At 74.5% G+C, this 20,498-nt stretch carries 19 protein-coding genes and 1 tRNA gene; 15 read left to right on the top strand and 5 right to left on the bottom strand.

Annotation, left to right across the window (positions count from 1 at the left end):
• The first annotated feature begins 56 nt into the window (after nt 1-56).
• From O7625_RS29755 to O7625_RS29740, 4 genes are all read left to right on the top strand, one after another.
• Nucleotides 57-494, top strand: coding sequence for a DUF3052 domain-containing protein (locus tag O7625_RS29755; RefSeq protein ID WP_067315614.1), 438 nt, complete (start codon nt 57-59; stop codon nt 492-494).
• A gap of 93 nt (nt 495-587) precedes the next feature.
• Nucleotides 588-1,055: a peroxiredoxin gene (locus O7625_RS29750; RefSeq protein WP_282343264.1), complete on the top strand. Its 468-nt coding sequence runs from the start codon at nt 588-590 to the stop codon at nt 1,053-1,055.
• Between the two features lie 83 nt (nt 1,056-1,138).
• Nucleotides 1,139-1,213, top strand: a tRNA-Val gene (locus O7625_RS29745).
• 130 nt (nt 1,214-1,343) lie between these two features.
• Entirely contained in the window at nt 1,344-2,132 is a 789-nt protein-coding gene (locus O7625_RS29740; protein ID WP_282343263.1) for an alpha/beta hydrolase, read from the top strand.
• 368 nt (nt 2,133-2,500) lie between these two features.
• On the opposite strand, the gene O7625_RS29735 is transcribed toward O7625_RS29740, so the two are convergent.
• The gene (locus tag O7625_RS29735) at nt 2,501-3,439 is read right to left on the bottom strand and encodes an aminoglycoside phosphotransferase family protein (protein ID WP_282343261.1); all 939 of its coding nucleotides are present in this window, start codon (nt 3,437-3,439) and stop codon (nt 2,501-2,503) included.
• A 264-nt stretch (nt 3,440-3,703) separates the two neighbouring features.
• Between O7625_RS29735 and O7625_RS29730 the strand changes: the two genes are divergently transcribed.
• Nucleotides 3,704-4,852 carry a polysaccharide pyruvyl transferase family protein gene (locus tag O7625_RS29730; RefSeq protein WP_067313661.1) on the top strand — a complete coding sequence of 383 codons (1,149 nt, stop codon included), beginning with the start codon at nt 3,704-3,706 and terminating at the stop codon, nt 4,850-4,852.
• 108 nt (nt 4,853-4,960) lie between these two features.
• Here O7625_RS29730 and O7625_RS29725 read toward each other — a convergent pair whose 3' ends face one another.
• Nucleotides 4,961-5,158: a hypothetical protein gene (locus O7625_RS29725; RefSeq protein WP_282343258.1), complete on the bottom strand. Its 198-nt coding sequence runs from the start codon at nt 5,156-5,158 to the stop codon at nt 4,961-4,963.
• A gap of 82 nt (nt 5,159-5,240) precedes the next feature.
• Between O7625_RS29725 and O7625_RS29720 the strand changes: the two genes are divergently transcribed.
• The 3 genes from O7625_RS29720 to O7625_RS29710 all read left to right on the top strand — a co-directional run bounded on the left by O7625_RS29720 (nt 5,241) and on the right by O7625_RS29710 (nt 10,343).
• Nucleotides 5,241-5,762 carry a DinB family protein gene (locus tag O7625_RS29720; RefSeq protein WP_282343256.1) on the top strand — a complete coding sequence of 174 codons (522 nt, stop codon included), beginning with the start codon at nt 5,241-5,243 and terminating at the stop codon, nt 5,760-5,762.
• A 265-nt stretch (nt 5,763-6,027) separates the two neighbouring features.
• A complete protein-coding gene (locus O7625_RS29715; protein ID WP_282343254.1) occupies nt 6,028-9,264 on the top strand; it encodes a DEAD/DEAH box helicase in 3,237 nt (1,078 codons plus the stop codon).
• Nucleotides 9,261-10,343, top strand: coding sequence for an SWIM zinc finger family protein (locus O7625_RS29710; protein ID WP_282343252.1), 1,083 nt, complete (start codon nt 9,261-9,263; stop codon nt 10,341-10,343). The genes O7625_RS29715 and O7625_RS29710 overlap by 4 nt, the downstream gene beginning before the upstream one ends.
• A gap of 92 nt (nt 10,344-10,435) precedes the next feature.
• On the opposite strand, the gene O7625_RS29705 is transcribed toward O7625_RS29710, so the two are convergent.
• Nucleotides 10,436-10,699 carry a DUF3040 domain-containing protein gene (locus tag O7625_RS29705; RefSeq protein ID WP_067313648.1) on the bottom strand — a complete coding sequence of 88 codons (264 nt, stop codon included), beginning with the start codon at nt 10,697-10,699 and terminating at the stop codon, nt 10,436-10,438.
• Between the two features lie 515 nt (nt 10,700-11,214).
• Between O7625_RS29705 and O7625_RS29700 the strand changes: the two genes are divergently transcribed.
• Genes O7625_RS29700 through O7625_RS29680 form a run of 5 tightly spaced genes read left to right on the top strand, consistent with a single transcriptional unit; the run spans nt 11,215 to nt 17,341 of the window.
• Nucleotides 11,215-13,149 carry a DUF1800 domain-containing protein gene (locus O7625_RS29700; RefSeq protein ID WP_282343250.1) on the top strand — a complete coding sequence of 645 codons (1,935 nt, stop codon included), beginning with the start codon at nt 11,215-11,217 and terminating at the stop codon, nt 13,147-13,149.
• Between the two features lie 44 nt (nt 13,150-13,193).
• Complete coding sequence (locus tag O7625_RS29695) at nt 13,194-14,561, top strand: DUF1501 domain-containing protein (protein ID WP_282343248.1); 1,368 nt, start codon at nt 13,194-13,196, stop codon at nt 14,559-14,561.
• The gene (locus tag O7625_RS29690) at nt 14,558-15,979 is read left to right on the top strand and encodes a ferric reductase-like transmembrane domain-containing protein (protein WP_282343246.1); all 1,422 of its coding nucleotides are present in this window, start codon (nt 14,558-14,560) and stop codon (nt 15,977-15,979) included. The genes O7625_RS29695 and O7625_RS29690 overlap by 4 nt, the downstream gene beginning before the upstream one ends.
• Nucleotides 15,980-15,989: 10 nt before the next feature.
• Complete coding sequence (locus O7625_RS29685; RefSeq protein ID WP_282343244.1) at nt 15,990-16,574, top strand: FMN-binding protein; 585 nt, start codon at nt 15,990-15,992, stop codon at nt 16,572-16,574.
• 44 nt (nt 16,575-16,618) lie between these two features.
• On the top strand, nt 16,619-17,341 hold the full coding sequence (locus O7625_RS29680; protein ID WP_282347139.1) for an FAD:protein FMN transferase: 723 nt from the start codon (nt 16,619-16,621) through the stop codon (nt 17,339-17,341).
• Nucleotides 17,342-17,431: 90 nt separating this feature from the next.
• On the opposite strand, the gene O7625_RS29675 is transcribed toward O7625_RS29680, so the two are convergent.
• Together O7625_RS29675 and O7625_RS29670 are read right to left on the bottom strand one after the other, a co-directional pair.
• Complete coding sequence (locus O7625_RS29675; protein ID WP_282343242.1) at nt 17,432-17,590, bottom strand: hypothetical protein; 159 nt, start codon at nt 17,588-17,590, stop codon at nt 17,432-17,434.
• A 126-nt stretch (nt 17,591-17,716) separates the two neighbouring features.
• Nucleotides 17,717-18,388: a bifunctional DNA primase/polymerase gene (locus O7625_RS29670; RefSeq protein ID WP_282347138.1), complete on the bottom strand. Its 672-nt coding sequence runs from the start codon at nt 18,386-18,388 to the stop codon at nt 17,717-17,719.
• 248 nt (nt 18,389-18,636) lie between these two features.
• Here O7625_RS29670 and O7625_RS29665 point away from each other — a divergent pair, with 248 nt between their 5' ends.
• On the top strand, nt 18,637-19,863 hold the full coding sequence (locus O7625_RS29665; RefSeq protein WP_282343241.1) for a helix-turn-helix domain-containing protein: 1,227 nt from the start codon (nt 18,637-18,639) through the stop codon (nt 19,861-19,863).
• 16 nt (nt 19,864-19,879) lie between these two features.
• Complete coding sequence (locus tag O7625_RS29660; protein ID WP_282343240.1) at nt 19,880-20,461, top strand: flavoprotein; 582 nt, start codon at nt 19,880-19,882, stop codon at nt 20,459-20,461.
• Nucleotides 20,462-20,498 lie beyond the last annotated feature (37 nt).

Genomic DNA, 20,498 nt, shown 5'->3' with positions numbered 1-20,498 from the left:
CTGACGGCGTCGCCGCGACGCCACCGAGCAGGGACGAGATGAGGAGGCACGCGACAGTGAGCGCGACCGCTGGTCAGGCCGCCGACGGGGTACGTCTCCTGGCGGACCGGTTCGGGATCGAACCGGGGATGGTCGTCATGGAGATGGGGTACGACGAGGACGTCGACCAGGATCTCCGGGACGCCCTGACCGACCGCTGTGGAGAACTGGTCGACGAGGACACCGACGAGGTGGTCGACGCGGTGCTCGTCTGGTACCGCGACGGCGACGGTGACCTCTTCGAGCTCCTCGTCGACGCCCTCGGCCCGCTGGCCGACGCCGGAGTCGTGTGGCTGTTGACGCCGAAGGCGGGACGGGACGGCCACGTCGAGCCGAGTGAGGTCGCCGAGTCGGCGCAGACCGCGGGCCTCCAGCAGACCTCGACCCTCAACGCCGGCAAGGACTGGAGCGGCGCCCGGCTGGTGCTGCGCCGCGGGTCCAAGGGCCGCAAGTAGGTCGTACCCGACTGAGCGGTCCCACACCCCGGGTGTCGCCCGTGGGTGTGGCAGGCTGAAACCACCCCCCCAGACTCGACCCGAGGAGTTCGCATGCCGATCGAGGTTGGTGCCGAGGCACCCGACTTCCTGCTGAAGGACCAGAACAACCAGGAGGTACGGCTCTCGGACTACCGGGGCAACCGCACCGTGCTGCTGGTCTTCTACCCGCTCGCGTTCACCGGCATCTGCCAGGGTGAGCTGTGCGAGGTGCGGGACAACCTCAACGACTACGTCAACGACGACGTGCAGGTGCTCACCGTCAGCGTCGACTCGGTGTACGCCCACAAGATCTGGGCCGAGAAGGAGAGCTACCAGTTCCCGCTGCTGTCCGACTTCTGGCCGCACGGGGCGGTCGCCCAGGCGTACGGCGTCTTCAACGACCTCGCCGGCATCGCCAACCGGGGCACCTTCGTCATCGACAGGGACGGCATCGTCCGGTTCGCCGAGATGAACATGCCGGGTGAGGCGCGCGACCAGCAGGGCTGGCGCAAGGCCCTCGCCGACACGGTCGCCGCCTGACCGGTCACCGGGCACACCGTTGCGACGGGTCGGGGGCCGGCAGGTAGGCTTGCCAGCCTCCGGCCCGCTCGCACGGGCGTTCCGGGCGCGTAGCTCAGTGGGAGAGCACTCGCCTTACAAGCGAGGGGTCGCAGGTTCGAAACCTGCCGCGCCCACCACACCATCGGCACCGGATCCGAAGGCCGCCGCTGGCCGCCTTGAGCAGCACCGTCGTTGCCGTCAGAGGCCGGGGGTACGCCGTCGGGGTGTCCGCGCGCGGCCCGCCGCAGCAGGTCGGGGGAGACGCCGGTGAGCTACGCGGACGTCAACGGACTACGCCTGTGGTACGAGGAGCACGGCGACGGCCCGCCGTTGGTGCTGCTGCACGGCGGCTACGGCTCGGTGGAGACGTTCGCCCCGATCCTGCCGGCCCTGGCGCGGCGTCGCCGGGTGATCGCGGTGGACCTCCAGGGTCACGGCCGGACGGCCGACGTGGACCGACCGCTGCGCTACGAGTCGATGGCCGACGACGTCGCCGCGCTGCTGCGGCACCTCGACCTGCCCGGCGCGGAGGTGCTCGGCTACTCCCTCGGCGGCGGGGTGGCGCTGCGGGCCGCCATCCAGCACCCGGAACTGGTGCGCCGACTGGTGCTGGTCTCCACCCCGTGCAAGCGGCAGGGGTGGTACCCCGAGGTGCTGGCCGCGATGGCCGACCAGGACGAGCGGACCGGCGAGCAGATGCGCGGCACGCCCCCGCACCAGCTCTACGCACGGATCGCCCCCCGGCCGCAGGACTGGCCGACGCTGTGGGCCAGGACCGGTGACCTGCTGCGCCGCGAGTACGACTGGTCGCCGGAGGTGGCCGCCCTTGCCGTACCGGTCCTGTTGGTCTTCGCCGACGCCGACGCGATCCCGGTCGCCCACATGGCCGAGTTCTACCGCCTGCTCGGCGGCGGCCGCCGCGCCCCGGGCGGGGACGGCACCGCCCGCCCCCTCTCCCGCCTGGCGATCCTCCCGGGCCTCACCCACCAGGAGATCCCCACCACCCCCCTCCTCCCCCACCTGGTCCTCCCCTTCCTGACCCACCAACTCCACTGACCCCCCGCCCGCCGACTCCTCCCCTCCCTCTGCCCCCACCCCGCCCCCACCCCGCCCCTGCCCCGCCCCTGCCCCCACCCCGCCCCCGCCCCGCCCCTGCCCCGCCCCTGCCCCCACCCCGCCCCCGCCCCGCCCCGTGTCCCCACCCCGCCGCGTCCCGCCTCGGCCCGGTGATCAAGAGATTTAGGTCAGGCTGGGCGCTGAAGATGACCCAAACCTCTTGATCACTCGATCAGGCGGGCCGGGTGGGTTGGTGATCAAGAGGTTTGGGTCAGGGTGGGACGGGCGGGGTGACGTAAACCTCTTGATCACCGGGCCTAGCCGGGGGTGAGGGCGGGGCGGGGCGGGGGTGGAGTGCTGAGGTGGTGTTACTGCGGGAGGCGGTGGGTTAGCCAGGGGAGGAGGGCGTCGGCCTGGGCCTGTTGGAAGCGGCGGACGGTGGGGATGCCCGGCGGTGGCGGCCGGCGGGCACTGTCGGTGAAGAAGCCGGCCAGGCCCGCATAGAAGCCGGTCAGCACGGCAGGGTCGACGTCGGCGGTGAGCGGCAGCCGACGTACCAGTGCCTCGGTGTCGTGCCCACCGTGCAGCCGCACGTTGACCAGCAGCAGTGCGGTGTCCAACCAGGCGGGGCCCCGGCAGGCCCACGGCCAGTCCACCACGGTGACCGAACCGTCCGGGCCGATCAGCAGGTTGTCGGCCCGGACGTCGAGGTGACACAGGGTGTCGCCGGTCAGCGCGGCCAACCCCCGGTCGGCTGCCGCGCACAGCTCGGTCAGGTGCGCGGCGGCCCACGGGTCGAGCCGGGGCGGTGGGTCGGCGGCGATCCGCCGCCAGCCGGCGAAGTCGTGGGCCAGCCGCTCGGCGGCGGTCGGTACGTCCGGCACCGGGTTCGGGGTGAGCGCACCGGCCAGGGCGGCCAGCGCGCAGAGCACCGAGTCGAGTTCGGTGGCCCGCCAGGGCGTGTACGGGTGCCGGCCCTCGACGTCGGTGAGCACCAACGCCACCCACTCGCCGTCGTCGTGCCAGCCGAGCAGCCGGGGCGTCGGCGCCGATCCGGGCAGGGCGGCGGTGTGCCTGGCCTCGGCCCGGTGCATCCGGGGCGTCTCCGGGTTCTGCGCCGGGCTGACCGCCTTGACGAACGCGCGCCGCCCGCCGGCCGTTCTCACCCGGTCGGCGGTGCCGGGGGAGTACCCGCCCGGTTGGGAACGCGCCTCGACCACCCGGTCGCCGATGATCTGCTCCACCGCCAGCTGGACCGACCGGGGCAACTCGGCCCACCCGATCCTGCCCCCGCCCGTGCCATCCATCCCCCCACCCTGGCCGCCCCCCGCAATCCAGACAATCGGATTACCTCCCCCACCCCCGCCCCTGCTCCCGCCCCCGCGCATCGCGCGCACAAGCCGTTGATCAAGAGGTTTACGCCAGAGAAGTTGAGCAGGTTGACGTAAACCTCTTGATCAACGGGCTGAAGCGCCGGGGGCCGGGCCGGCCGGGCGGGGTGGGGGAGGGGGTGGGCATGGGTTGGGGTTGGGGGGGAATGCGGGCGGGACGGTCCTGGGGAGGAGTGACGGATGAGAGGTCCCACCGGCTTGACCATCGGTGTGCTCGGCTCGTACGGCGGTCGGAACCTGGGTGACGAGGCGATCCTCACCGGGCTCCTCGCCGATCTCCGCGAGCAGGAGCCGAACGCCCGGATCATCGTGTTCTCCCGCAATCCGGCGCACACCGCGCTGGCCCATCCGGACGTGGAGGCGGTGCCCTGGGAGGGCGTCAGCCGGGTCGACTCGGCCGAGGTGCTCGGCCAGCTCGACCTGCTCATCCTCGGCGGCGGCGGCATCCTGTACGACAGGGAGGCCCGCCGTTACCTACGGGTCGTCCGGGTCGCCCAGGAACGGGGGCTGCCCCTGCTGACGTACGCGGTCGGTGTCGGGCCGCTCAACGACGGGGTGGACACCGGCATGGTCCGGGAGACCCTGGCCGGGGCGACCGAGGTGACCGTCCGGGACCAGGAGTCCCGGATGGTGCTGGAGGAGGCCGGGCTGCTCAACCCGATCACCGTCACCGCCGACCCGGCGTTCCTGCTGGAACCGGAGGACTTCCCGGCCCGGCTGCTGCGCGAGGAGGGGGTGCCCGCCGGTCGACGCCTGGTCGGGCTGAGCGTCCGTGAGCCGGGGCGGGCGGCCGAGCGGCTCGACGTCGACGGGTACCACCGGTTGCTGGCCCAGATCGGCGACTTCCTGGTGCAGCGGATCGACGCGCACGTGCTGTTCGTCCCGATGGAGCGGGACGACATCCGGCACTCGCACGGGGTGCTGTCGCACATGGTGGCCGCCGACCGGGGGCGGATCCTGCACGGTGACTACTCGCCCCGGCAGGTGCTCGGCCTGATGCGCCACTTCGACCTGGCCGTCGGGATGCGGCTGCACTTCCTGATCTTCGCGGCGATGGTCGGCACCCCGTTCCTGCCGCTGCCGTACGCGGGAAAGGTCTTCGACCTGGCCCAGCGGCTCGGCGTGCCGGCGCTGCGCGGGGTGGAACGCGAGGTGGAGGGTCCGCTGCTGGCGGAGGTGGACCGGCTCTGGGACGAGCGGGACTTCCGCCGCGAGGCCACCGCCCAACGGGTCGCCGAGGTCTGCGAACAGGCCCGGGGCACCTCGCAGGTCACCCGGGCCGTACTGGACGGCCTGCGGTCCCGTTCGCTGGCCCGGACGGCCGTCTGACGGCACGGAAACGCCGGCCGGTCTGGGCGGCGCGGACGCGCCCGTTGCGCGCTGGCCCGGACGGCCGTCTGACGGCGCGGACGCGCCCGGTGGCGGTGGCGCGGCGGGTCAGACCGCCGGGCCGCGCCACCGGTAGCGCCACTGGTCGCCCGCCGACTCGAGTTCGTAGATCTGGGCGTCGACCAGCCCCTGCGGGCCGAGGTGGTGGTGGGTCAGCGGGGGGCGCTGGTTGCTGTCCAGCTCGACGTCGACCGCCTCGCCGTCAGCCGGGCCGTCCGCCAGGGGAATCCGTACCGTCGAAGCCATGCGCCCATCCTGCCAAGCCGGCCGCCCGGCCGCAGGGTTTGCCGGGACAGCGGGCCGCCCCGGGCGTGACTATCGTGCGGTGATGGCGGAGATTCGGATCGACCCGACGCTGGGTCCGGTGCTCGCCCGCACGGGTGACGAACGGGCGGTGCTCGACGCGTTTCTCGATTTCCACCGCGCGACGGTGCTGCGCAAGGCGCGGGGGCTGACCGACGCCGAGGCGTCCCGCCGGCTGGTGCCGTCGGCGACCACCCTGGCCGGCCTCCTGCGGCACCTCACCCTGGTCGAACGGAACTGGTTCCCGTTCCTGCTCGCCCCGACCCCCGACGACGTCTTCCCGACCTCCGAGGAGGACGCGGTGGCCAGCTTCACCGTGCCGCCGGGGGAGACGCTCGACGCGCTCGCCGACGCCTACGAACGGGCCTGCGTCCGCTCCCGCGAGCTGGCCGCCCGGTTCCCGCTGGACCGGGTGGTCGCCCATCCGCAGCTCGGTGAGGTGTCGCTGCGCTGGATCATGGTGCACATGATCGAGGAGACCGCCCGGCACGCCGGGCACGCCGACATCCTCCGTGAGCTGACCGACGGCAGCACCGGCGCGATCTGACCCGACACCCCGCTCCGGTCGGTCCGACCCGCCCACCCTCGGTCGTCGCGCACCCTCGGTCGTCGCGCATCCCGACCCGCCCATCCCGGGCCGTCGCCCACCCTCGGTCGTCGGCCGTCCGGGGTTGTCGACCACCCTGACCACCCCCGGGCCGTCGGCCACCCCGATTCGTCGGTCATCCCGGGCCGGTCCGCCATGGCGTGCGGCGCTGACCGGTCGTCGCCGCCTATCCTGGCCCCCGGCGTCGACGACGAGGGGGAAGCGCGTGCTGGTCGTCCACGGATCGTGGCTGGTCGGGGCCGGTCTGGCGATCTGGGCGGAGGATTCCACCCGGCCGACGCAGGTGCCGCGTCGCCCCGGCCGGGCACCCCGCGAGCGCCCCCACCCCTTCGCCGCCGGGCCGGCCGCGCTCGGCGCGCTGCTCGGCGACCGCCCGGCCGGCACCGTGCTGCTCACCCTGCCGACCCGGGCCGGGGCGCCGCTGCACTCCCCGGAGCTGGTCCCGACCGCCGTCGGGGAACCGGCCCGCGGCCCGGTCACCCTCGCCGGTTGGCGGACCCCCGCCCTCCGGTACGCCCCGGACGCCGCGCTCGCCCTGCTGGGTGACCTCGACGGGCTCGACGCCGTGGTCGGGGCGGGCCTGCGTCACCTGGCCCGGGTGGCCGAGCTCGCGGTCGACCTGGTGGCCCGGGGCCGGCTGCTGCCCGGCGTGGCCGACCCTCCCCCGGGGGAGGCGCCCCCGTCTCCGACGGCGACCGGCCGGGCGGCGCGTTCCGCCGGGGAGGCGGTCGGGTGGGCGGTGTGGCGGCCCCTGCTTACCGGCGCGGACGCCGCCTGGGTCCGGTCGCTGGCCCTCGCCCTGCCCCCGGCGGTCCGGGCCGCCAGCAACGACCCGCTGCCCACCACCCGTCCCCGCCCCGGCACGGGCCGGGCGGCCGGGACGCCGTCCGTTCCCGGTGCGGCCGGGGTGTCGTCCGGTCCGGGCGCGGGCGGGGCGGCTCGGGTCGTACCGGGTACCGGGGCCGGTGAGCTGGTGGCCGACGCGCTGGACCTGCTCACCGATGCCGCCGCCCGGCGGGCGCTGGCCGGCACCGACCTGGTCGGAGGCGGTCGGCGCGACGGCGTGACGGCCGGGTGGCTGGCGGCGCTGACCGGCCCGCACCGCCGGTTCACCGCCGGAACGACCGCCCTGGCCACCCTCCGCACCGAGCTGGACGCCTGGCAGCGCGACGCCGTCGGCGGCCCGGTCCGGGCCAGTTTCCGGCTGGTCGAGCCGGCCGACGACGAGATCGTCGACCCCCTGACCGTGGTGCCGGCCGACCCGTCGGGCGTCGTCGGTCAGGGGGGACGGTGGCGGGTCGAGTTCGGCCTCCAGGCCGCCGACGAGCCGGGCCTGCACGTCGCCGCCGGGGACGTCTGGCGGACGCCGGAGCGGCTGCCGGCGCTCGCCGGCCGGGGGGACGACCCACAGGAGACCCTGCTGGCCGAGCTGGGCCGGGCCGGGCGGCTCTGGCCGGAGCTGGACGAGGCGCTGCGTACCCCCGCCCCGGAGCAGCTCGACCTGGACGTCGAGGGGGCGCACCGGTTCCTGCGCGACGGCGCACCGGTGCTGCACGCCGCCGGCTTCGGGGTGCTGCTGCCGTCCTGGTGGCAGCGGCCGTCGGCGCGGCTCGGCACCCGGTTGCAGGCGCGCAGCCGGACCGCCCCGGGCACCGTCGCCGCCGCCTCCGCGCTCGGGCTGGACGCGTTGGTCGACTACCGCTGGGAGGTGGCGCTCGGGGACGAGACGATCGACGCCGACGAGCTGGCCGCGCTGGCCGCGTTGAAGACCCCGCTGGTGCGGCTGCGCGGCCGGTGGGTGGAGCTGGATCCGAAGCGGTTGGCCGCCGGCCTGCGGCTGCTGCGTTCCGCCGGTGAGCTGACCGTGGCCGACCTGCTCAAGATGGGGCTGGCCGGGTCGGACCGGCCGGACGCCCTGCCGGTGCTGGCGGTGAACGCCGACGGCCCGCTCGGTGACCTGCTGGCCGGGCAGGCCGAACGGCGGCTCGCCCCGCTGGACCCGCCGCCCGCCTTCCGGGGTACCCTGCGGCCGTACCAGCGGCGCGGTTTGGCCTGGCTCGCCTTCCTCCAGTCGCTCGGGCTCGGCGGGGTGCTCGCCGACGACATGGGGTTGGGCAAGACCGTGCAGCTGCTCGCCCTGCTCGCCGGGGACCGGCCGGACTCCGGGCCGACCCTGCTGGTCTGTCCGATGTCGCTGGTCGGCAACTGGCAGCGCGAGGCGGCCCGGTTCACCCCTGACCTGCGCGTCCACGTGCACCACGGCGTGGACCGGGCACGGGACGCGGAGTTCGAGGCGGCGGTGCACGCCGCCGACCTGGTGCTCACCACCTACGCGGTGGCCGCCCGGGACGCCGTCGCGCTGGCTTCGGTCGGTTGGCACCGGGTGGTGGTCGACGAGGCCCAGGCGATCAAGAACGCGGCCACCCGGCAGGCCGAGGCGATCCGGGCGTTGCCCGCCCGGCACCGGGTCGCGGTCACCGGTACCCCGGTGGAGAACCGGCTGGCCGACCTCTGGTCGATCATGCAGTTCGCCAATCCCGGTCTGCTCGGCCCGGCGAGCAGTTTCCGGCAGTCGTACGCGGTGCCGATCGAGCGGCACGGCGACGCCGAGACCGCCGCCCGGCTGCGCCGGATCACCGGCCCGTTCGTGCTGCGTCGACTCAAGACCGACGCCTCGATCATCTCCGACCTGCCGGAGAAGCTGGAGATGGAGGTGCTCTGCAACCTGACCGCCGAGCAGGCCTCGCTCTACCGGGCGGTCGTCGACGAGATGCTGGCGAAGATCGAGTCCAGCACGGGGATGGAACGCCGGGGCCTGGTGCTGGCCACCATGACCCGGCTCAAACAGGTCTGCAACCACCCCGCCCAGCTGCTGCGGGACGGCTCGCCGCTGGCCGGCCGCTCCGGCAAGCTGCAACGGCTGGAGGAGATCGTCGACGAGGTGCTCGCCGCCGACGAGAAGGCCCTGCTGTTCACCCAGTACGCCGAGTTCGGCGCGCTGCTGCGCGGGCACCTGTCGGCCCGCTTCGGCCGGGAGGTGCTCTACCTGCACGGCGGGGTCGGCAAGGCCGACCGGGACGACCTGGTGACCCGGTTCCAGTCCCCGGACGGCCCGGCCCTGTTCGTGCTCTCCCTCAAGGCCGGTGGCACCGGGCTCACCCTGACCGCCGCCAACCACGTCGTACACGTCGACCGGTGGTGGAATCCGGCGGTCGAGGACCAGGCCACCGACCGGGCGTTCCGGATCGGCCAGCGACGGCGGGTGCAGGTCCGCAAGTTCGTCTGCGCCGGCACCGTGGAGGAACGGGTGGCCGCGATGATCGCCGACAAGCGGAGCCTGGCCGCGTCCGTGGTGGGCAGCGGCGAACAGTGGGTCACCGAGCTGTCCACCGGCCAACTGCGGGAGCTGTTCGCGCTGGACGCCGGGGCGGTGGTCGAATGACCGCCCGACGGGCCGGGCCTTCCGCCGGCCGCCCCGGCCCGGCCGGTCCCGGGGCGGGGGGCGCGTTCGCCGACTTCGGCCCGCCGCGCCGGGTCGACGACGGGTTGCGGGCGCGCAGCACCCGGGGAGCCATCGGGGTCTCCTGGTGGTCCCGGCGGTTCCTGGAGGTGCTGGAGTCGTTCGCCCTCGGCACCCGGCTCACCCGGGGCCGGGCGTACGCCCGCCGTGGTCAGGTCCGCCGGCTGGTCGTGTCACCCGGACGGGTCGAGGCGAGCGTGCAGGGTTCCCGCCCTGCGCCGTACCCGGTGGTCATCGCCCTGCCGCCCTTTCCCGACCCGCTCTGGGCGCGGGTCGAGCGGGAGCTGGCCGGGCAGGCGTTCTTCAGCGCCCGGCTGCTCGCCGGTGACCTGCCGGCCGAGCTGGAGGAGGTGTTCGCCGCCGCCGGGGCGCCGCTGTTCCCCGCCTCGGTGGGGGAGCTGACCCAGCACTGCGGCTGCCCCGACTTCGCGGTGCCGTGCAAGCACCTCGCCGCGACGTTCTACCTGCTCGCCGAGGCGTTCGACGCCGATCCGTTCGCGTTGCTGCACTGGCGGGGCCGGAGCCGGGACGAACTGCTGGGCCGGCTCCGTACGCTTCGCGCCGGCACCGCCGGCCCGTCGGGTTCCGCCGGCACCGCCGGCCCGTCGGGTTCCGCCGGCACCGCCGGAGCAACCGGGCCTGCCGGCACCGTCGCGTCACCCGAACCCGCCGGGTCGCCCGATGTCGGCGGCAGGGCACCGGGTGGGTCGGCGGCGGACCCCGTACCGTCGATGGTGGACCGTACGGCGAGCGGCGCGGGCGGGCCGGATCCTGCTCCGGCGGGCGCGGCCCGGGTGCTCGCCGACCTGCCCGACGTGCCGCTGAGCGCGGCGGTGGACCGGTTCTGGCTGCCACCGGTGCCGTTGCCGGACCGACCGGCGGTCCTGGCCACCGGCCCGGAACTGCTGCTGCGCCAACTCGGCGCACCCGCACCGGAGATCGGCGGGCCGGGCCTGCTGGAACGCCTGCGCCGGGCCTACCAGGCCCTCGACCCCGGCTGACCGGCCTCCCGACCAGCGTCGGACCACCGCCCGACCGGACCTCGGCCCGGTGCGGGCGGTGGGTCGGTCCGGGGGCGGCCGGAGCGGCGGGGTCAGCGCCAGCGCCAACGGTGCCGGAAGTGCCACATGAGTCCGGTGTGGGCCGTCAGGACCATCAGACACATGGCACCGGCGGTCCGCCCGGCCAGGACGGTCATCGCGGGCAGGGCCGCCCACAGGACGACGGTCAACAGCAACAGCCAGCGTCCGCGCCGGGCTCGAATCCGATGGTCGAGTCGGGCGAAGAACCTCGGATCGCTCTCCCGGAGGTGCCGGGTGATCTGGTCGAATCTGCGCTGATCCTCTTTGCTGAGCATGGCGGTGCCTTCCCCTCACGGCTTCAGCGGTTCGGCGGCTTACCCGCTCCGGCAGCGGGTCACGCCCTCCTGCTGCTGCTACTTTCGCCTCCCCGGACCGGCGGCGGAACGGGCTGTCCGCTGCGGCGGGGCGGCTGTCCGTTTCGACGGGACGGGTCGTCCGAAACCGGACCACGGGGCGCGGGCACGACCTCAGCGCGGGTTTACCGGCGCCTTAAGTTTCGCTGTGCCGGTGAACGTCGTGCTTCCACGGCACGTACCACCGAACGGTCGCGGCGGGGTCGAGGCCGGACACGTCGTCCCTGCTGGGGACGCCGGCCTCCGCCCGGGGCGCAACCACCCGGTCGGCGGCGCTGCTGAGCTGCGCCTTAAGTGCCCTGCCCGGCCGTCGCGCGCGGCCTTGAAGGCCACCCACCGCTTGGCTACCTTCCCGGGGCAACTCCTCCGGCAGCCGCCGCACCCGCCGCCCCGCCCGGTCGCAGCGTACGGCGCATCGAAGAAAGCGGGACTGGCGCATGGCCGACCAGAACGTGCCACCGCGGCGACCGCGCGACGAACAGGGGTACGGTGCCGCCCGCGGCCCGCAGTGGGTCGGCCCCGAGGGCCTGGGTCGGCAGGCGTTCCACCAGCCGGCCGGCAGCGGACTGCCCATTCTGGACGACGACGGTGACGACGATCGGAGCCGGGTCGGCCGGCGACGTGCCCTGGTCGCGCTGGGCGGCACCGCCGCCGTGGTGGCCGGTGGCGCGGCGCTGGCGATGAGCCCCCGGGCGCGGGGCCTGTTCGACGACGCCGCCGGGGACGCCACCGGCGTCACCGCCACCGACGGCACGCCGGCCCGCCCGAGCGGCCAGCAGCCGAGCACGGTACGCACCTACACCGAGCAGAACGAGAGCTACATGGGCTCCCGGGCCGGTGCGGCGCTGAAGCGGAACTCGCCCAGCGGTGGCCGTACCTTCTCCGGCCCGGCCGACGCGGCGGCGCGGACCCCGGTGACGGTCGAGACCGTGCTGGCCAAGGACCCGGTCCGGCACCTGGCCAGCCGGGCCACCTTCGGGGCCACCCCCAAGGTGCTCGCCGACATCAGGCGGATGGGCATCGACGCCTGGGTGCGTCAGCAGCTCGACCCGGAGAAGATCGCCCCGAGCGCCGCCGAGCTGAAGCTCGCCGAGCTGCCCACCCTCGCGCTGACCAGCAAGCAGCTACGCGACCAGCGGGAACAGCTCGCCGCGCGGGGGGCACAGCCGGAGAAGGAGATGGTCGACGGCACGCTGGCCCGGCAGATCTGGTCGCAGCGGCAGCTCTACGAGGTGATGGTCGACTTCTGGAACGACTTCCTGCACGTCGCGGCGGACTTCGACGGCGGTGAGGCGTACCGGAACTCGTTCGACCGGGACGTGATCCGCGAGCACGCCATGGGCAGCTACCCGGACATGCTGGTGGCCGCCAACCGGCACCCGGCGCTGCTGCTCTACCTCAACCAGAACGACTCCCGGGCCGACGCGGTCAACGAGAACCTCGCCCGGGAGAACCTGGAGCTGTACTCGGTCGGGGTCGACGGCGGCTACACCGAGAAGGACGTCCGGCAGGCCGCCCTGCTCCAGACCGGCCGGGGTGTCGACGACGGGCGGTACGTCTTCCGCCACGACCGGCACTACCGGGGCAAGGTCAGGATCCTCGGCTTCAGCCACCCCAACGACTCGACCGACCCGAAGAAGGCCGACCAGGTCGTCGACGCGTACCTCACCTACCTCGCGCTGCACCCGTCGACCGCCCGGTCGGTGGCGCGTGCCCTGGCCACCCGGTTCGTCTCGGACACCCCGCCGAAGTCCCTGGTGGACCGGCTCGCCCGGATCTACACGGTCAACAGGGGCTCGGTGAAGCCGCTGCTGATGTCGCTGTTCAGCTCCTCGGAGTTCTGGGCGGCGGTGGGCCAGAAGGTGCGCCGGCCGATGGAGTACCTGGTCGCCACCTACCGGACGCTGGGCGTCGGGCCGCAGGCCGGGCCGGGTTTCCGCCAGGGCGACAGCGGGCGCACCGCGTTCGCCCAGGGGCTGCGCCAGATCCACGACAAGCTGCGCGAGCTGGGCCACCACCCGATGGGCCAGCCCACCCCCGACGGCTACCCGGACGTCTACGTCGCCTGGACGTCGGCCGGCACGATGGTCAACGGCTGGAACGAGGCGGCCGAGCTGATCGCCGGGAACCGCACCCCGTTCACGTACACCCGGCCGGAGAAGCTGGTGGCGAAGCCGCCGGCGACCGCCGGGGCGTACGTGGACGCGCTGGCCCAGCGGCTGGTGCACCAGAAGCTGTCCACCCGGGAGCGGAACCTGATCCTCGGGGTGGCCGGGGTGTCCGCCACCGCCAGGGTCGACGCCACGTTCGACGGGGCGATCGCCGCCGTCGCGCGGGCGATCCTCGCGTCCCCCCAGCACCACCTGCGGTGAGGCAGTCGATGGAGAAGCCGGCGACGCATCCGAGGGAGAAGACCGTGCCCGCGTTCCCCCTGCACCCCGAGTGCCCCGACCTGCGCCGGCTCGCCGACAACCCGGCCGAGGCGCTGCTGCGCGCCGAGGCCGACGTCGTCGCCGCCGAGAACGCCGCCGAGGCCGACCGCTACCGCCGGCTGGAGGAGCTGGAGGAGGCGCAGCAGGACGGGCGCGGGGTGACCCGGCGGACCTTCGTCGCCGGTGCCGCCGCCACCGCCACCACGCTGGCCACCGCCCAGTTCGTCAGCACGTCGGCGTCGTTCGCGGCGACGAGGACCGGCACCCTGATCCACGTCTTCCTCTACGGCGGGCTGGACGGGCTGAGCCTGGTCGCCCCGGCCGACGACCCGGTGCTCGCCAAGGCCCGCCCCGACCTGCTGCTCGGCGACGACTCGCTGGCCCTGGGCCGGGGCTTCAAGCTGACCAGCGCCTTCGCCCCGCTGGAGAAGTGGCTGCGCAACGGGCGGCTCGGCTTCGTCCCGGCAGTCTCCGACGAGCGGTTGTCCCGCAGCCACTTCCAGGCCGCCGACGCCTGCAACCTGGGCGGCCTGCCCAGCGAGACCGGCGGCCGGGGCTGGCTGGACAGCCTGGTCGACTCGCTCGGCAAGGGCACCGCGTTCCGCAGCGTCGGCATCGGCAGCACGCTGCCCCGCTCGCTGGTCGGCACCAACGGCGCGCTGTCGCTCAACAGCGTCGGCTCGTTGCGGCTCAACGGCGAGGAGCGGTACCGGGCGGCCACCGAGAAGGCGATCCGGGGGCTGTTCACCGGGATCCACCATCCGGTCGAGGAGGCGGTGATCGAGGGGATGGGCGCGCTGTCGACCGCCCAGCAGCTCGCCGCGAAGCCGTACCGGCCGGCGGAGGGGGTGACCTACGAGGGCATCGGGTACGCCTTCCAGCAGCTCGCCCAGTTGATCAAGGGTGGGGCGAACGTCCGGGTCGCCACGGTCGGCATGGGCGGCTACGACACCCACGAGAACCAGGGCACCCGCGCCGGCGGCCAGCTCCACCGGCGGCTGGGCGAGCTGGCGAAGGCGATGGCGGCCTTCCTCACCGACCTGGGCGACCGGGCGGACGACGTCACCATCATGGTGTCCAGCGAGTTCGGCCGCCGGGTCGCCTCCAACGGCGGCGGCACCGACCACGGCCACGGCGGGGTGGTCACCGTCCTGTCCGGCCGCCGGCTCGCCGGCCCGCTGCTCGGCGCCTGGGACGGCCTGGGTGACCTGGACTCGGGCGACGTGCCCGAGTACAACAACATGTTCGACGTCTACGGCACGGTGGCGCAGGGCCGGTTCGGGCTGACCACGGCCCAGGTGGACAGGATCTTCCCGAGAAGGAAGTTCACCCCGATGAAGCTCTACGCGTGACCTGTCGGGACCTGCCCGCCGCCGGCCGTCGTACCGGGGATCCGTCCCGGCACGGCGGCCGGTCGGCTGCGTCCGTACCCCCGCCGCCGGCCCTGCCCCGGCGGGGGTCCACCGGCCGGCGGGTGCTGTCCGCGCTGTTCTGGCTGGGCCTGGTCGCGGCGGTGCTCCCGTGGTGGCTCGACACCCCGGCCGGTTCGCTGGCCGGCACCGCCGACCTGCTCACCGCGGCCGGGCGGGTCACCGGCCTGGTCGCCGGCTACCTGCTGCTCGTGCAGGTGCTGATGATGAGCCGCCTCGGCGTGCTGGAACGCGGGGTCGGCGGCGAGCGGCTGTCCCGGGTGCACCGGGACCTGGGCGCGACCCTGCTGGTGGCGGTGCTGGCCCACCTGTCGCTGCTGGTGGTCGGCTACGCGCGGACCCGGGACAACTCGGTGACCGCCCAGGTGGGGGTGCTGCTGCGCGACTTCGACGACCTGGTGTCCGCCTTCGTCGCGGCCGGCATCCTGGTGCTGGTCGGCGGCACCGGCATCCGGGCCGTCCGCCGGGCGGTGCCCTACGAACTCTGGTACCACCTGCACCTGACCAGCTATCTCGCGCTGCTGCTCGGCTTCGGCCACCAGTTCAGCAACGGCGCGCAGCTCTTCCCGCCCGGCCCGGTCCGCACCGGCTGGATCGCCGGCTACCTGCTGGTGGCCGCCGCCCTGGCCTGGGGTCGGCTGGTCGCGCCGCTGCTGCTCAACCTGCGGCACCGGCTGCGGGTGACCGACGTGGTGGCGGAGAGCCCGGACACCGTCTCGATCTACCTGACCGGCCACCGGCTCCTCCAGCTCGACCTGCTCGGCGGGCAGTACCTGCGCTGGCGGTTCCTGACCCGGGGGTGCTGGTGGCAGTCGCACCCGTTCTCGCCGTCCGCCGCGGCGAACGGCCGCTGGCTGCGGCTGACCGTCAAGGTGGTCGGCGGGCACACCGCCGACCTGCGCGACCTGCGACCCGGCACCCGGGTCTGGGCGGAGGGTCCGTCCGGGACCTGCACCGCCGCGCACCGGACCCGGGAGCGGGCTTTGCTGATCGCCGGCGGCAGCGGCATCGGCCCGCTCCGGGCGATGCTGGAGGAGCTGCCGCCCGGCGCGGCCCTGATCTACCGGGCCCGCACCCCGGCCGACGTGCTGCTGCAGCACGAGCTGGACTGGCTGGCCCAGGCCCGGCAGACCGCCGTCTGGTACGTCGTCGGCTCCCGCGACGACGCCGGCCCCCGGCAGGTGATGAGCCCGGACGGGTTGCGCCGGCTGGTGCCCGACCTGACCCGCCGGGACGTGTACCTGTGCGGACCACAGGGGCTGGTCGACTCCTCGGTGCGGGCGCTGCGCCGGGCCGGGGTGCCCCGCCGGCAGATCCACCTCGCCCCGTTCGAGCTGTAGGAGGGCTGACATGCGTCGCGCGCTTCTCGCGATCACCGGGCTGGCCGCCGGCACCACCGCGCTGGTGGTGCTCAAGGGCGGACCGGGCACCGGCCAGGTCGCCCAGGGTCTGCCGGCCGCCACGCCGGCCGAGCGCGGCCCGGTCACCACCGGCCCGGTCACCACCGAGGCGACCCCGCAGCGCCCCACGGCGACGAACCGGCCGACCGGCCGACCCGGCGCCACCCCGAGCCGCACCCCCGGCGGCACCCGGAGTACTCCCGGCGGCACTCCGCCCGCCCCGAGGGCCGGCTCCGCCGCGCCGCCGTCGACCACCCGCCGGGTCACCGGCCCGGTGATCTCCACGGAGTACGGCAACGTGCAGGTGCGGATCACCGTCTCCGGGACGAGGATCGTCGACGCGGTGGCCGTGGAGCTGCCCCAGGGCGGCCAGTCCGACCTGCGCAGCGCCCGGGTCGACGACGCCTACAGCGGCACCTCCGGGGCGGTGGTGCGTCAGCAGAGCGCCCTGCTGGACACCGTCTCCCAGGCGACCGCCACCAGCGACGGCTACCGGCGGTCGTTGCAGGCCGCGCTCGACCGGGCACGCGGGTGACCGTGCCACGGACCCGGCCCGGCCTGCGCCGGGTCGAACAGGTGATGGGTACGGCGATCAGCCTGGACCTCGCCGACGACCTGCCCGCCGCCACCCTGCGTACGCTCGCCGACGACACCTTCCGCTGGCTGCGTGAGGTCGACGCCCGGTTCACCACCTACCGCGACGACAGCGAGGTACGCCGCGTCGACCGGGGCGAGCTGCCGCTGTCCGGGGCGTCGGCGGACCTGCGCGCGGTGCTGGCCCGCTGCGCCGACCTGTGGGGCGACACCGACGGCTACTTCGACGTGTACGCCACCGGACGGCTGGATCCCTCGGGTTTCGTGAAGGGCTGGTCGGTCCAGGTCGCCTCGGACCGGCTGGTGGCCGCCGGGGCCGCCCAGCACTGCCTGAACGCCGGTGGCGACGTCCGGGTACGCGGGCACTCGTCGTCCGGGCGGCCGTGGCGGATCGGCGTCCGGCACCCCTGGGACGCGTCCGCCACCTGCCTGGTGCTCACCGGTACCGACCTGGCGGTCGCCACCTCGGGCGTCTACGAGCGGGGGCACCACGTCCTCGATCCCCGGCGGGGCGAGCCGGCGCGGGGCCTGCGCTCGGTCACCGTGGTCGGCTCCGACCTGGGCGTCGCCGACGCCTACGCCACGGCGGCGGTGGCGATGGGGGTGGCCGGCGTCGGCTGGCTCGACCGGCTGCCCGGCCACCGGCACGCAGTGGTCACCGACGACGGCCGGCTGCTGCGCTCCACCAGCCTGCCGCTGGTCGACTGACCGCACGACCGGGCGGTACGGGTGCAGGGGCGCGGTGGGGCCGGTGGACGGTGCCGGCCGGCGGACGGCAGCGGGTGACCGCGGTGCGGGTCACCGGGCGGTGCGCCGGGTGCCGGCCGGGCGGGAGCCGGTGGGTCGGGGCCGCCCCGGTTGGGAACCGGCGGGTCGGCTGTCCGACCAGTGCCGGGGTCGCCGCCGGTGCGGTGGTTCGGTGCCGTCGGTGTGCCGCATCTCGTCGTCCCTGGCCATGTTCCTACCCCCGCTCCGCAGGCGCACCCGCGCCGTCGTGGTGTGCAACGAGCGCGGCGGCGGCCGGGACGCTGGCCGGAACCCGACCCTGCCGCGCGGCACCAGGCCATTGCCGCCGTGCGGTGGTCAGTGGCCGCGCCGGGGCAGCGGGAGCTGGCCGGGCAGCAGCTCCGGGGTCAGCGTCACCCCGTCGGCCCGTAACGTCTCGATCAGGGTGTTCTGCAGCAGGTACGAGTCGGGCAGTTGCCAGCGGGCCTGTTCCGGGGCGACCGCCCAGCGCACCGTGCCCTCGGGCAGCCGGGTGGGCGGGGCCGGTATCCACGACCCGGCACCGTGGCGCACCACGTGGAAGCAGTGTTCCAGTTCGGGGCGGAGCGGGTCGCCGGGGCGGACCAGGAACATCCACCGCCCGGTCGGGGTCACCACCACCGGCCCCTGGGCACCCGACCCGGCCGGGTGTCCGGGAACCGCGTCGAGCAGCCGCCGGCCCAGCTGCGCCGAGACCTCCAGCACGTCGAAGGCGCGGCCGGTGGGCAGCAGCACCCCGTGCGGACGACTGCGCCACCAGGTGGCCACCCGGGCCGGGTCGGTGCTCGCCCCGCGTTCCCAGTTCTCCAGGGCGGGATGACAGCCGACGGTGGGGCAGCCGGCCCGGCCGCAGACGAAGCGGCTGCGCGCGAGGCAGGCACCGGGGGTCACCTCCCAGCCGTGCACCGCGTACCGCACGGCGATCCGGCGCAGCCGGACCCGCTCGATCGGTGACAGCTGGGCGACCCTCGGCCCGACGTTTCCCCACATGTCCCGTGCTCTCCGCTCACTCCGACCGGTCACCGCGCCACCCCCTACGTCGAGCGCCGTCACTGTCCCGACCCGGGATCGTTGACCTGACGAACAGCTCGTGCAACTTGCACGAAAAGTTACGAGAACCACCTGTATGGGTGCCGCACACGCTGTGCGACCAGCAGGGACGGACGGATCGGAAGCACCCCGCCGGGGTCGTCCGCAGACCGGCCGGACGAACCGACGAGGGGGAGGAACGGGAGAAGATGGACGAGCTGCCGATCGGGCGACGGGTGGCCTACTGGCGCGGGCGGCGCAAGATGTCGCAACAGGTCTTCGCCGACCGGCTGGGCAAGTCCAAGAGCTGGGTCGACAAGGTCGAGCGCGGGGTCCGCCGGCTGGACAAGTTCTCCGTCCTGTACGAGATCGCCGTCATCCTCCGGATCGACGTGCAACTGCTGCTCGGCAAGGACCCGGAACGGCGCAGCGACGCGCTGACCTGCATCGACCAGATCGAGGTGCAGGAGATCCGGGCGGCCCTGGAGCAGTACAGCTCGATGACCGCGTACTTCGACGCGGTGTCGCACCCGCCGCCCCTGCCCGACCTGGGCAAGGCCGTCACCCACGCCTGGCTCACCTACCAGTACGGCCGCTACGCGATGCTCACCCGGGCGCTGCCGAAGCTGCTGCGCGACGCCCAGGCCGCCGACGCCGGCCACCAGGGGGACCAGGCGAAGGAGGCCGCCAACCTGCTCGGGCAGGTCTACCAGATCGCCTCCTCGGTGCTGCGCAAGCTGGGCGAGTGCGACCTGGCCTGGTTGGCCGCCGACCGGTCGATGGCGGTCGCCCAGCGTGCCGACGACCCGCTGCTGGCCGGGGTCGCCACCACCCGGGTCTGCAACGCGCTGGTGGCGATGGGCCGGGCCCGCCCCGCCCTGGAGCTGAACGTCAGCATCGCGAACCGGCTCGCCCCCGGCGGCATGAACGACAGCGGGCCGGGCCGGCTCTCCGTCTACGGCATGCTGCTGTTGCAGGGGGCGATGGCCGCCGCCCGGTTCGGTGACTCGGACACCGTCGAGGACCTGTTCCACGGCGCCCACGAGGCGGCCGTCATGCTGGGCGGCGACCAGAACCACTACTGGACCTCGTTCGGCCCGACGAACCTGGAGCTGCACCGGGCCGCCGCCGCGGTGGAGATGGGCGACGGCGGACGGGCGGTGGAGATCCACCAGCGGATCCCCGAGCCGCGCTTCAACGGGTTGCTGCCCGAGCGCCGCGCCCACCACCTGCTCGACATCGCCCGGGGCTACACCCAGGTCGGTGACATGGCCAAGGCGGGGGAGATGCTGCTGCGCGGCGACCGGCTCGCCCCGTCGGAGATCCGCTGCCGGCCGATCGCCCACGAGGTGATGTCCGACGTGCTGCGTCGCACACGGGGTGCGTTGCCCGCGCCGCTGGCGGAGTTGGCTGAGCAGATGGGAGTCGGAGTATGAACGCGGCGGTGGCCGGATGAGCGGCGGACCGCACCAGAACGACGAGCGCCGGACGGTGCTCTACGTCATCGCCTGCGGTTCGCCGCTGGCCCGTCACCTCGACCGCCTGGTCGGCCTGGCCCAGGACGACGGCTGGGAGGTCTGCGTCGTCACCACCCCGGACGGGGCGAAGTTCGTGGACCGGTCCGCGCTGGCCCGGCAGACCGGCCACCCGGTGCGGACCCACTACAAGAACCCGGGCGACCCGGACCTGCTGCCCCCGGCGGACGCCATGGTGGTCTGCCCGGCCACCGTCAACACGGTCAACAAGTGGGCGGCCGGGATCACCGACACCCTGGCGCTGGGCCTGCTGGTCGAGGGGCAGGGCCGGGGGGTGCCGGTGGTGGTGGTGCCGTTCACCAACGCGGCGATGGCCGGGCACCCGGCCTTCCAGACCGGCCTGCAACGGCTCCGCGAGTGGGGCGCCACGGTGCTCTTCGGCGACCACGTCTACCCGTTGCACCCGCCCGGTACGGGGGAACGGCACCTGCACGCCTTCCCGTGGGAGGCGGCGGTGGCCGCCCTGCCGGACCGGTCCCGGGCCGCCTCGGCGGCCTGACCCGGGCGACGGGCGGTGGGCGTGGTCGCCGCTGCGC

The organism is Micromonospora sp. WMMD714, from assembly GCF_029581315.1.
GTDB lineage: Bacteria > Actinomycetota > Actinomycetes > Mycobacteriales > Micromonosporaceae > Micromonospora > Micromonospora rifamycinica.
The sequence above is the reverse complement of the archived record's forward strand: the minus strand, read 5'-3'. Positions and strand labels throughout refer to the sequence as shown.